12 protein-coding genes are annotated in these 12260 nt (G+C 57.0%); 7 read left to right on the forward strand and 5 right to left on the reverse strand.

Annotated elements, in window-relative coordinates:
* Window positions 1–23: 23 nt before the first annotated feature.
* The 3 genes from GR197_RS18690 to GR197_RS18700 all read left to right on the forward strand — a co-directional run bounded on the left by GR197_RS18690 (window position 24) and on the right by GR197_RS18700 (window position 4460).
* The gene (locus GR197_RS18690; RefSeq protein ID WP_164012125.1) at window positions 24–2804 is read left to right on the forward strand and encodes a cadherin domain-containing protein; all 2781 of its coding nucleotides are present in this window, start codon (window positions 24–26) and stop codon (window positions 2802–2804) included.
* A 230-nt stretch (window positions 2805–3034) separates the two neighbouring features.
* Window positions 3035–3502: a DUF3828 domain-containing protein gene (locus GR197_RS18695; protein WP_164012128.1), complete on the forward strand. Its 468-nt coding sequence runs from the start codon at window positions 3035–3037 to the stop codon at window positions 3500–3502.
* A 745-nt stretch (window positions 3503–4247) separates the two neighbouring features.
* A complete protein-coding gene (locus GR197_RS18700; protein WP_003540801.1) occupies window positions 4248–4460 on the forward strand; it encodes a cold-shock protein in 213 nt (70 codons plus the stop codon).
* Window positions 4461–4825: 365 nt separating this feature from the next.
* Here GR197_RS18700 and GR197_RS18705 read toward each other — a convergent pair whose 3' ends face one another.
* The 4 genes from GR197_RS18705 to GR197_RS32770 all read right to left on the reverse strand — a co-directional run bounded on the left by GR197_RS18705 (window position 4826) and on the right by GR197_RS32770 (window position 7837).
* The gene (locus GR197_RS18705; protein ID WP_164012130.1) at window positions 4826–6682 is read right to left on the reverse strand and encodes an NACHT domain-containing protein; all 1857 of its coding nucleotides are present in this window, start codon (window positions 6680–6682) and stop codon (window positions 4826–4828) included.
* Between the two features lie 216 nt (window positions 6683–6898).
* Window positions 6899–7108 carry a tyrosine-type recombinase/integrase gene (locus GR197_RS32760; protein WP_348643284.1) on the reverse strand — a complete coding sequence of 70 codons (210 nt, stop codon included), beginning with the start codon at window positions 7106–7108 and terminating at the stop codon, window positions 6899–6901.
* Window positions 7098–7457, reverse strand: a complete 360-nt coding sequence (locus GR197_RS32765) for a hypothetical protein (RefSeq protein WP_348643285.1) — start codon at window positions 7455–7457, stop codon at window positions 7098–7100. The genes GR197_RS32760 and GR197_RS32765 overlap by 11 nt, the downstream gene beginning before the upstream one ends.
* 182 nt (window positions 7458–7639) lie before the next feature.
* Window positions 7640–7837 (reverse strand): hypothetical protein, encoded by a 198-nt coding sequence (locus GR197_RS32770; protein WP_348643286.1) that lies wholly within the window; start codon window positions 7835–7837, stop codon window positions 7640–7642.
* Between the two features lie 194 nt (window positions 7838–8031).
* On the opposite strand from GR197_RS32770, the gene dusA reads away from it, so the two are divergent.
* Window positions 8032–9057 (forward strand): tRNA dihydrouridine(20/20a) synthase DusA, encoded by a 1026-nt coding sequence (gene dusA, locus GR197_RS18715; protein WP_164012132.1) that lies wholly within the window; start codon window positions 8032–8034, stop codon window positions 9055–9057.
* Between the two features lie 18 nt (window positions 9058–9075).
* Here dusA and GR197_RS18720 read toward each other — a convergent pair whose 3' ends face one another.
* Entirely contained in the window at window positions 9076–10035 is a 960-nt protein-coding gene (locus tag GR197_RS18720) for a S1C family serine protease (RefSeq protein WP_164012134.1), read from the reverse strand.
* Window positions 10036–10481: 446 nt separating this feature from the next.
* On the opposite strand from GR197_RS18720, the gene GR197_RS18725 reads away from it, so the two are divergent.
* The 3 genes from GR197_RS18725 (at window position 10482) to GR197_RS32370 (ending at window position 12089) form a co-directional block, all read left to right on the forward strand.
* Window positions 10482–11318, forward strand: coding sequence for an alpha/beta fold hydrolase (locus GR197_RS18725; protein WP_164012136.1), 837 nt, complete (start codon window positions 10482–10484; stop codon window positions 11316–11318).
* A gap of 111 nt (window positions 11319–11429) precedes the next feature.
* On the forward strand, window positions 11430–11666 hold the full coding sequence (locus GR197_RS18730; protein WP_164012137.1) for a hypothetical protein: 237 nt from the start codon (window positions 11430–11432) through the stop codon (window positions 11664–11666).
* Window positions 11667–11873: 207 nt separating this feature from the next.
* Window positions 11874–12089 (forward strand): hypothetical protein, encoded by a 216-nt coding sequence (locus tag GR197_RS32370; protein WP_164012139.1) that lies wholly within the window; start codon window positions 11874–11876, stop codon window positions 12087–12089.
* Window positions 12090–12260 lie beyond the last annotated feature (171 nt).

Raw genomic sequence — 12260 nt, forward strand, 5'->3', positions numbered from 1 at the left:
ACCTCTTTTTTGAAAGTTTGAATATGGCCTTGAACATTCTGGACACCAACGGCGCACCAATTACCAAGACCGGCGCTGAATTCGAAGCTTACGATGTTATCCGCTACTCCGCCGCTAATCCTCTCGCTACGGTCACACTGCAAGTTTCGGGCTCCGGTACGGCAGACCTGGCCGACGAGCTGGGCTCGGTTTCGGCAAATGTGACGGGCTCAGGCAGTGCCAATGCGATCACAACCGGCGGAGGTAACGACACTATTTGGGGTGGTGCCGGCGCAGACACGCTGAATGGTGGAGGCGGAAACGATTCGATCAACGGCGGCACTGGCAATGACACGCTCAATGGCGGCGAAGGCAATGACGTACTCACCGGCGACGTCGGCAATGATGTCATCCGCGGAGGCGCAGGCGACGATACGATTTACGATGGTGACTATTTCTCAAGCGCCGCTGAAGTCTTCAACATCGATGCGGGCACTGGCAACGACATCGTGAACCTGTCAAACGATGTCAGCCTCAAAATATCCGGAACAGTCGACGGCGGCGCCGGCACCGACAGGCTGCAAGCCAGTGCTCTGACAGGCCTGACGATCAAGAACTTCGAAATCCTCGAGGCAGGGCCATTTGGCATTGTCGCATCGACCGCGCAGCTCGAAAGCTTCGACAAGATCGTCGCACAAAATGGCAGTTTTGACATCGACTTGAGCATAACGGACGGTGCCCATGTAGATCTCTCTGACGAACTCACAAGTGGCCAAGTATATATCTATGGCAGGGTCTCCGGTATCGATGTCACGACCGGCAGCAGCCAGGATCACTTCTTAGGGACCGACGGAAATGATATTTTCGACGCCCGCGGCGGCGACGACCTCATCAATGGCAACGACGGAAATGACCTGCTGACCGGCGGCGAAGGCAACGACACGATCTATGGCGGAGCCGGAAATGATATCATCAGGGGCGGAACAGGCAACGACACGATCTTTGACGGTGACTCTGTCGGCGTTTCTCCGGAAGTCTTCGACATCGATGCGGGCGACGGCAACGATACCATCAGCGTGGAGACATATGCTCAGGCGCTCTCTGGAACAATCGATGGCGGCACTGGCCTTGACAAGTTGCTAGGCGGCCAGTTCACCGGCCTGACGATCAAGAACGTCGAAATTCTTGATACGGCAGGGCATGGAGCCGTTGGTTCGGCCGCGCAGTTCGAGAGCTTCGATACGATCATCAGCTCGGATCCGGACTCTCCCGTTTTCTTGAGATTGACAGACGGCGCACATGTCGATCTTTCCGACGAACTTGCAAACTATGGGGTCGACATTGGCGGCATTAGCGGCGCCGCCTTTGGCATCGACGTCAAGACCGGCGGCGGCGACGACCTGTTGACTGGGACTGAAGGCAACGACATTCTCGACAGCGGCGCAGGCAATGACAAGCTCTTCGGTGGCGCCGGAAATGATGTCCTCAGGGGGGGAGCGGGCGACGACAAGATCACTGACGGCGATAATATTTCCACCGCCCCTGAAGCCTTCGACATTGACGCCGGCGACGGCAATGATGCCATCAACTTGCAGTCACACTCTTCCGCGCTTTCCGGAACGATCGATGGCGGCGCCGGCACGGATACGCTCCGCGTCATCGAGCCGACCTTGGATCCCGGCATGGAATTCATCGGACTTGCCGGTCTGACGATCAAGAATGTTGAAATTCTCGAAACGGCGGGAGCCGAGGTTCTCGCTTCGGCCGCCCAGTTCGAAAGCTTCGACAAGATCGTCAAATACGACAAGCCGGGTTACGAGAACGATGTCCTCGCACTGACGCTGACAGATAGCGCCCATGCTGACCTCTCCGACGAACTGGCAAACCGCCACGTCGACATTTACGGCACCGCCTTCGGTATCGACGTCAAGACCGGCGGTGGCGACGACTATTTCTTCGGGACCGATGGCAACGACCGATTCGAAGGTGGCGCCGGCAATGACGCACTGTTTGGCGGCGCTGGCATCGACACGGCGGTCTTCTCCGGCAATTTTGCCAATTATACCTTCGCGATGAACAATGCTGATCATATCCTGACGAGCGCCAAAGAGGGTACCGATACGCTGCGTGATATCGAAGTCGCTCGTTTTGCCGATGGTGTCTACGATTTCGCCAAGGGCACCTTCACGGCTGACCATAATGCCGCGCCGACCAATATCCAGTTATCGAAAACCTCCCTGCTGGAAAATACCCCGATCTGGACCACGCTCGGCCTGCTAAGCGCCAAGGACGCCGATGGTGACACCCTCACCTACAAGCTAATCGACGGCGCCGACGATCACTTCCGCCTCAATGGCAATCGCATCGTCACCTCGAAGGCTTTGGACTACGAGACAGCCAAATCGTACACGATCAAGGTGGCGGTCTCCGACGGCAAGGTCACGGTCGAAAAGGACATCACGATCAACGTCCTCGACGTCAACGAAGCCCCAGTCAACAAGGCGCCGATCAATCTTGCCTTCTCGCGCGGCTCGATATCCGAGAATGTCGCGATCGGCACCTCGGTCGGCCTTCTCTCCGCCGTGGATCCTGAAGGCGGCGCGGTGAAATGGCGGCTGACCGACGACGCGGACGGCATCTTCAAGCTCGTCGGCAACAAGATCCAGACGAAGGCCGCGATCGACTTCGAAAGCGACCACAGCCTGACCTTCACCGCCGAAGCCTATGACGCGGCTGGAAACACCACCAGCCACGATTTCACCATCGCCGTGAAGGACGTCTTCGAGCCGTCGTTTACCAGCCTGTCGCATGAAGCGTTGATTTAATCGCGATACGATCGCCGGTGGACGCAAGATGCGTCACCGGCGATCCCGACAAAAAGAGGCCGGGCTCCCCGCCTCGCTACGAGCGGCCGACTTTCCTGGTAATCGCCCGCAGACACCGGCCGGAGACTGGCAAGGCCAGCGGCCGTGCCCGGGCAATCTCCTTTCAAAAATGCAGCTCCACCTGGACGTCCGTTTCGGTTATGATTTCTGCTCATCCGAGGAGAGCCCGCATGCGTCTTCCCACATTCATCCTGGCCCTTGCCGTGTCGGCGCTTGCAGCCTTGCCCGCATCGGCCGAGACCTACAAGACACCGAAGGCGTTGCTCAAGGCGCTCTACAGTTACAACACCGACAATAGCGACGCCGAGGCGCCCTCGCCTTATTCGATCTTTTTCTCCGACCATCTGAACGAGCTGCTCCAGGCCGATCTCGACAACACGCCCGATGGCGATGTCGGCGCGATCGACTTCGATCCCGTCATCGCGGGCCAGGACGGCGCGGCGAGCGACGTCAGGATTGGCCAGCCCATCCTGCTGGATAATAAGGCCGAGGTGGAAGTGCAGTTCGAAAACGGCGACGAGGTGACGCTCTTCTACACGCTGGTGCGGCAGCACGGCGGCTGGAAGGTCGACGATATCGCCAATCAGAAGGGAAATAATCCGTGGAGCCTAAGCGCTTTGCTGGGTGATGCGCAGTAGGCGGGTGGTCGATCGCTCCAAGATCAGCCCTCATTAGTGAGGAGGCCCGAAGGGCCGTCCCGAACCACGAGAGTGGGCGTGGAACCTCTGATGCACCGCATCCAGAATCGAGGGCAATGGCGCCGGCCGCCCCCCCCTCCTTCGAGGCTACAGCCTTCGGCTCCCGCACATCAGGATGAGGGCGGATCAAAGATGCGCCAGGGGCAATTGACCTCCCGGCCTTGCCCCCGCCACCCACACGAAAGCCCGCCCGGCCACCCACTCTCGTGGTTCAAGACGACCCAACGGGCCTCCTCACCATGAGGGCTGATCGGTGTGCCGCACCGCATCCCCGCCCACGACAAAATCCACACCAGCCACCGAATCCACACCGCATCCCGTTTCGGCACGGAATCCCGCTCTGGTACAGCCATGCAAGGAACCGCTAACTCTTCCTCAAGTATCTGAATCTTCGACGTTTCCTGCCATCGATGCGGGCATGCCAAAATAATCCCACTTGCTTTTTGCCCGAAAAGCTGCCACCAATTTGCTACTCGGGCATTTGCATGCCGGTGACTGGACAGATGTGGTAATCCCTTCCGTTTGGAAGGCGGCGCGGGACTACCCGCCTACGTAGACGTTCTTTCCCCGTACGTGACTTCTCCGACTGACCCTTCGTCCCAATCGATCGGGGCGAAAGCTAAAGCCGTCCGCTTCCTCTCGGGGGCGCGGATACTACACAGACTAAGGGAAAAGGACGATCCCAATGGCCACCAAGGGCACCGTAAAATTCTTCAACCAGGACAAGGGTTTTGGTTTCATCACGCCGGACGGCGGCGCAAAGGACGTTTTCGTCCATATCTCTGCGCTGCAGGCTTCTGGCATCCAGTCGCTGCGCGAAGGCCAGCAGGTTACCTTCGACACCGAGCCGGACCGCATGGGCAAGGGCCCGAAGGCTGTCAACATCTCGGCTTCGTAAGTCAGACTTCCGCTTCGGCGGCATGAACGGCGCTCCGCAAGGGGCGCCGTTTCCGTTTGCAGTCACCGTCATTTGTCGATCGCACCGCCAGATGTTATATGCGCGTTGACGAGATGATCCCGCCCCGCGGCGGTTCGGCGCCCCATTTGCGGCACCCGGTGGAGGCCTCGCCTGGAATGGCGAAAATAATCAAGACCAATTAGTTACAGCAATGTCTGCCACACTTTTCCGATATTCAATGATAGCTCCCACACCTTGCCACACCTTTGATAATCACTGGGGCCATCTTGCGGATTATTTGGATGATCGGCGCGAAGCCGCCCTGAAGGAATTTCGCCAGATGCATCGCCAGCAAATTTGGAGCGTCAAAGTCCAAGAATTTCATCTAGCGTTCGCGTTTGCGCGGCGGTTTTCTCAATTTCCGCCAGCCAATATGCGTGCAAGCCACGTAATACTCGCGCAAAAGTTTGGCCGATAAGCGTTAATTGTATAGTGATTTTATCCTGTTGATCTTCTACGAGAAACTTGACATAGGCGTCAACTAACGGAGAGGGCGAGCTACCAGCTAAAACTTGGAAACTGTCATTCCTTACGACAACCGTGACCGGCACATCGCCGTCCAACTCCCATGCCTCTCCATTGGGCTGGATGTCGTCGAAGAGAGTTGGCGTAAATAATATGTCGAAGTCTGGCGCGAAATTACTGGCTTCGCGGCCACGTTGAATTTGATGGGACAACGCGATGAAGTTCCGTACCTCCTCATCGTAACTTATTGACATGCTAAACGAAAGCTTTTCAGCGCTGCTTGGTTTATGCCCATGCAGTCGGTATTGCGTAGAAACATTGCTAAGCGCCTTGAGAGGCTCGATGTCGGCGTCGAGAAGCCCTCGCGCGGAGAGCCTATCAAGCGAAGGCTTGATGTAGGATAATACAACCTTTGATCTATCCATCTCAAATGCCATGATCATAACGTTATCGCTACGCCGTCCAGCTATCCGAGGAACGATTTCCTGAAATTTCTCGCGCGAAATCAATCGAACAAGAGCATTGGCGGCGAAGTACTCCTGAAATGATCGATGGATGAAGCTATAAACCAGCCCCTCTTGCTTGATAAGATTCACCGCTTCTTGGTAATCCGTCAAGATATTGCTAGCGCTCGCCTCGAGGCCAGCGAGCCTAGAACTCTTTTCAATAAATGTCATCATTTCTGTTTTTGTGAATTCATACTTCTCATCATAGTATGTAATAAGACAGAAATAACTAAATGATCTTTGGAAGTCTTGAATATCAAGTAATTTATGCCGTCGATAAGCTTTCGTTGAATCATGCCAATGGTAAAGCGTGTTGAAAGCTTGATCATAGAATATATTCATCCGTTTTGGGATTTCCAGATTCTCCCGAAACGTCATCATCATCATTATTGCGAGCAGAGGATTTGACAAAAAGTCGACGTGTTCTTTAAAAAAACGTTCAGTCAGCTCTTTAACAAATAATTTCTTCGACGCGGGGTCAAACGGCACCTTTTTGATTAACTGTTTTACTTGCTTGAAACTGAAAGGGCACGACTCATAGACGAAAAAATCCTGCCAGCCGGCAAAATGGTCTTCGTACCGACTGGAAACGACAAAGCGGCAGTCCGGAAATTCGCACGTCATCTCAAGTATCTGTCGCTGCAAATCATCTTTATGAGTGCCTATAACTTCGTCAAAACCATCCAGAATAAAAACGAAGCGCCCAGTAATGCACAGCGAATCAAATACACCCGCGTCGAGTTTTCGTCGTGAGATCGTTAGCCTCACAAAATCTCTTAAATCGGCTTTATCAAGATCGTTCAGTTTCCTTAGCTCTATGAAGATGGGTATTCGGCCGCCCTGATTTTCTGAGAACAGCGTGAGCCAAAGGTGACGCATGAAGAAGGTTTTTCCTGCTCCGCCGTTACCCACCACAACAACGTTCTTGCCATCATTTATTTCGCGAATAAGCTTCTCATCGCTTATGGTTTTATTACCGCACTTGAAACTGGAGGACACATAAACGTTGTAAATGTATTCATCCCGATCCTTTTGAGACAAGATCCTTACAAAGCGGTTTCGGTCAAAAGTCTCCTTCATGTAAGACGCGAAATCTTGGAACACTTTCTGCCATGCGATTTTTATCGCGCTAGTCGCTCCCGCCGCCACTGCGTTGAATGACTTCGTTACAATTTCGGTAACGGCCTTCACCGCGATTGTTTCTAGATTTAGCAAGAGTGGCCCTTCTACAATTCGACAGAATCAATCATGTCATTCTGCGGCAGAATGCATGAGTGAAAACATGATCGGAAGTAGGCTGCCGATCCTTAGTTCAATTTTCGGTTGGCACCACTGCCAATAGGCATACTTATCGCCGATCTGACGGATGTGGGTGTACCGCTTGAGACTGGTCCACGATCGGTGCGCTTAAACTGTCGCGGCGCGGAGAATGTCCCAGCCCATTTCGAAGAGCCGCGAAATTCTCTCATGCCTCAGATCATGAAAGTGCAGGTCCTCGATGCCGAGCAGCTTGTAGGCATCGGTGAAATTCTTCGAGATGGTGTCCGGATTATAGGGGAAGATCCTCTCCTCATCCCGCGGCATGCCCTCGATGATCGACCTGGCTTCAGGTAGCAAGGTGCACCACACATCGTTTCCGATCTTTGCGCCGGGATGTTTCATGTTGCTGCGGCTCGTAGTCATCCCAGCGAATGACGGTGATCTCCTCCTGGCGCCTAGTTGAAAAAATCGCGAACAAGATGATCTTGTCCATCGGCGAAGATTGCGGCGTCCGCATATTCCGCTCGGAAAAAAACTGCAGCAGCTTTTCCAGCTCGGCGATGGTCGGGCGCCGGTCGCGCTCGTTGCTTCGGCTGATGATGCCGAGGCGGCTGGTAACGGTGAAGGCATCCTCAAAGGCCTTTTCGTCGAGCTGGTATTCCCACATCGGCCGGGCGACGGTGAATACCGATCCGAGATGCGACATGTAATTGCCGACCGTCTGCGGCTGGCGGACCTTCTACTTCGCCTTTTTAAGAGCCTGCTCGAAGACATCATCCTCGCCTTTCGGCAACCACCCGTTCTTCAGGTCCTTCGCGAAACCACTGATGTCAGGGCTGACGAACGCGCTGCAGCGTTTCGCCGCGAACGGATGCTTCTTGATCAGCTTCAGGCATTGGCATTGGCCTTGGTCTTGCCCATCGCCTTGAGCGACGTCGTGATATATTCGTCGATCACATCGGCGAGGAACGGATCGGCAGCTTTCAGCTGCTCCAACGCACCCGGCTCGGCAAGTTCTGTCTCCCGCTTTTTAAGCCAGGCTTTCGCGGCCAGTTGTCGGCCGAAGGTCTGAGCCTCAGAATGCACGAGCTCGCTCTTTTTGCTCTAGCCGAATCTGTGCGGTATAAGCTTTCGACCCATTTGCGCGCGTTCGCTCTAATATAGTGCCCATTTGGGTGCTACACGATCTCTACCGATTGCTACATTGTAGCACTAGCAGTTCGGAAACGGTCGTGAATGGGCGAAAACGAGAGACAACAAGACAAAAGACGATGTCAGAAATGCACGAGGATCAAAGGAAAACGCCCTATTTCCGGGCTCCAGTTTTCGCCATTGCCCCGATGATCGACTGGACGGATCGGCATTGCCGCTATTTCCATCGCCAGATCAGCCGGCAGGCGCTGCTCTATACCGAGATGGTGGTGGCCGATGCGATCATCCACGGTCCGCGCGACCGGTTGCTCGGCCATGACGCAGCGGAGCATCCGCTGGCGCTGCAGCTCGGCGGATCTGATCCGGCCAAGCTTGCCGAGGCGGTGAAGATCGCCGAACCCTACGGCTACGATGAGATCAACCTCAATGTCGGCTGCCCTTCCGACCGCGTGCAGTCGGGCACCTTCGGCGCCTGCCTGATGTTGACGCCGGAGACGGTGGCCGAATGCGTCGTGGCGATGAAGAGGGTTGCGGCCGTGCCGGTGACGGTGAAATGCCGGATCGGCGTCGACGAGCAGGAGCCGGAACAGGCTCTGCCGGCGCTGATCACCCGCGTTCTCGATGCCGGCGCCGACGCGATCTGGATCCATGCCCGCAAGGCCTGGCTGAAGGGTCTGAGCCCGAAGGAGAACCGCGAGATCCCACCGCTCGACTACGACATTGTCTATCGGATGAAGCAGCGCTGGCCAGACATCTTCATCGGCATCAATGGCGGCATTCGCACGCTTGAGGAAGCCGCCGCCCACCTCGAACATGTCGACGGCGTCATGCTGGGCCGCGCCGCCTATCAGAATGCGGCGATCCTTGCCGAAGTCGACCAGCGCTTCTTCGGCGCTCCCGCAGGAGAAGCGGACTGGGAAGGCCTGCGCGACCGGATGATGGCTTATGCCGAGCGCCATATCGCCAGTGGCGGCCGGCTGCAGCACGTAGCCCGCCACATGGTCGGCCTCTTCACCGGCCTGCCCGGCGCCAGGCGCTACCGCCAGATCCTGTCGACCGATGCGGCCAAAAGCGGCGCCGGGCCGGAGGTGCTGGCGGCAGCTTTTGCTGCCGTGGATTTTTCGGGAGTGGAGCAGGAGGCGGTCAGCGCCTGACGGAACGTTACGTCTTTGTCACGGCGTTCGCGCCATCGGCAGCAAGGTCTTCTTCTCGATCCGACCGGCCACCGAGAACACCAGTATCTCCGTATCCCGGTCGATCCTGCTGCCGTCCATCAACCTGACGATATCGTCGACGCCGCCGACCGGACTGCCGTCGATAGCGAGGATGTAATCGCCCTCCTGCAGCCCTCCCTTTGCCGCCGGCCCTTCCGGCTCGACGCGGCGGATGCGGACGGAGGTGGTCTGCAGCGTGCCCGCCGTCAGTGCCACCCGGCGCGGCAGCACGATCGTATCGCCTGAAATACCGATGAAGGCGCGCCTCACCTGACCGTGGCGGAGAATTTCCGAAACGACGAAATTGGCGGTATTCGATGCCACAGCGAAGGCGATGCTCTGCGCCCCCTGGATGACGGCGGTGTTGACACCGATCACCTCCCCGCCGGAAGAAACCAGCGGCCCGCCTGAATTGCCGGGATTAAGCGCCGCATCGGTCTGGATGACGTCCTCCATCAGCCGGCCGCTGGCTGCCCGCATCGACCGGCCGAGCGCCGAGACGATACCGGCGGTGACCGTCCATTCGAAACCGAGCGGGTTTCCGATTGCGATGGCGATATGGCCTCGGCGCAGGCGTTGGGAATCGCCTAGCTTTGCCCAGGCGCCGGTGCTTGTATTGGCGCGAATGAGGGCGATATCGGTATCGACATCGCGGCCGAGCACGCGGCCCTCGGTGATGAAGCCATCGGGCGTGGTGATGCGAACGACTTTGGCGTCGTCAACGACATGGCTGTTGGTGATGATCAATCCGTCAGGCGAGATGGCAAAGCCCGAGCCGTGCCCCTGCCGGCCACCGACCCTCTCGATCCGGCTGACGGCCGGCCCGACCGTGTCGACCGCTGATGCGATCGATTGCGAATAGGCATCGATCAGCGCCCCGTCGTTCTGAGGCGCTATCTCCTTGTCCATGTAACCCATGATTTGATCCTCAGGCGAGAGTAACGGTCGTCCGCGGCCAAAACGGTCTCGGTTGCGACGGTTCGCCATCATAGTGCTGTTGAAGATTAGATGGTTGGGCGTCGACCGCCGTTCAAGTGAGCATGGGCGGCTGCGTGAAATTGCGGGAGAACGCGAACATACCTAGCCGGACAGCTATATCGAACTACCCGGACTGATATCTTGAAAGAACGGCAAAAAACTGGCTCATTGCAGACATCAGCCCGTAAAATCAGCCGTCTTCCCGACACCATCAAGCCTGTTGCCGCGACTATCCCACCGGGCCGTACAACTTCTGTCATATCAACAGAATAGAAAAAGGCATTCAATAACAAGCACATTCCGCCGGTATTACCTCCGGCGCAAACTTCCGACCGCATCAATCCACTCCGATCCAACCAAACCCAACCCAACCAAGGAGCCATGACATGAGCAAAGTCACCACCAAGGACGGTGTCGAGATCTTCTACAAGGATTGGGGGCCGAAGACCGCCCAGCCGATCATGTTCCATCACGGCTGGCCGCTCTGCTCCGACGACTGGGACACCCAGATGCTGTTCTTCCTCGAGAAGGGTTTCCGGGTCGTCGCCCATGACCGGCGCGGCCATGGCCGCTCCACCCAGGTGGGTGATGGTCACGACATGGATCATTACGCTGCCGACGCGGCAGCTGTCGTCGAGCATCTCGATCTCAGGAACACCGTCCATATCGGCCACTCCACCGGTGGCGGCGAAGCGACCCATTACGTCGCCCGCCATGGCCAGCCGCAGGGCCGCGTCGCCAAGCTCATCATCATCGGCGCCGTGCCGCCCATCATGGTGAAAACCGATGCCAACCCCGGCGGCTTGCCGATCGAGGTCTTCGATGACCTGCGCAGGCAGCTCGCCGCCAATCGCTCGCAGTTCTACCGTGACCTGCCGGCCGGCCCGTTCTACAGCTTCAACCGGCCGGGTGCGAAAGTATCGGAACCGGTCATCAACAATTGGTGGCGTCAGGGCATGATCGGCGGCGCCAAGGCGCATTACGACGGCATCAAGGCCTTTTCGGAAACCGATTTTACCGAAGACTTGAAGATCATCACCGTGCCGACCTTCGTCATGCACGGCGATGATGATCAGATCGTGCCGATCGCCGACTCCGCTTTGCTCTCGTCGAAGCTGCTGCAGAACGCCACGCTGAAGGTCTACGAGAAATTTCCGCACGGCATGTGCACCACTCATGCCGACATCATCAATCCCGACATCCTCGCCTTCATCAAGGGCTGACAGATCAATCCGCCGGGCGCCATCAGGCGCCCGGCAGCCGGCATCACCGGCGTGGCGCAATCATCATCCGCCGACTGCAACAAACGGGCACTGTCGGGGTAGACCCATCGGTTGGTAGCCGGTTACGCATTTTCTCATGAAACCGTTTTCGCCGATTTGCGTTTAGCGGCCATGACAAGAGAACGTGAACCCTCATCAAAGGCTTATCGGCAGGATCGCTTCGAAAACACCGAGCGAGCCGCCAAGGAAACCATCGAAGCGGAGCAGCGGGCTCGCCGCGAGAAAACCAAAAGGCTGAAAGAACTGCGTCTGTCGCAGCAAAGCGGCAAGGATCCCGCAACCCGGTAGATCTTCGCGCTTGCACTGCCTGTCACGCCGACGCGCCCATCCGTCTAGCCCCATCCGCGCCGCCCTCTTCCGTATCCTTCCGGGCGCGCGCGCGCGCCCGAAATTGTTTTTGAACATCGGACGTTCGCCCATCTTGCAGAGCAGAGGTCGCGAAATTATCTTTTTTTCACCGATAGCGATTCACGGCATCAAAAAGGGCAGATTGCGATGTCAGACAAGCTGTTCAGCACGCGTGACGAACCGCTCGCATCCGAAGACCTCGATGTGTGCAGGCGTGTCCATGAAGGGCTGTGTAGCGAGCTCCAGATTGACCGAGCAGGCGAGGAAGCCGCCCGTCTCGGCGCCCTTGTCATCGAGCTTTACCGGCAAGGCGTGCATGACGAGAACCAGCTTCGATTGCTGGTCGGCGGGAAGCGAAGCTGAGAGCGCGCCACCCGCTATATGCTCGAACCCAGCATTCTTTTCGGTCTCCGGCAGGACGCGCCCCACCGCATCGACCGCCGGTGGCCAAGCTCCATATCACCGCGGTGCGTTAGCAGATACGCACATACATCGCCCATCCAAAAATGAAACCTATAGCCTTTCCCTGCGTTA

Source organism: Rhizobium phaseoli (assembly GCF_010668805.1).
GTDB classification, from domain to species: domain Bacteria; phylum Pseudomonadota; class Alphaproteobacteria; order Rhizobiales; family Rhizobiaceae; genus Rhizobium; species Rhizobium phaseoli_A.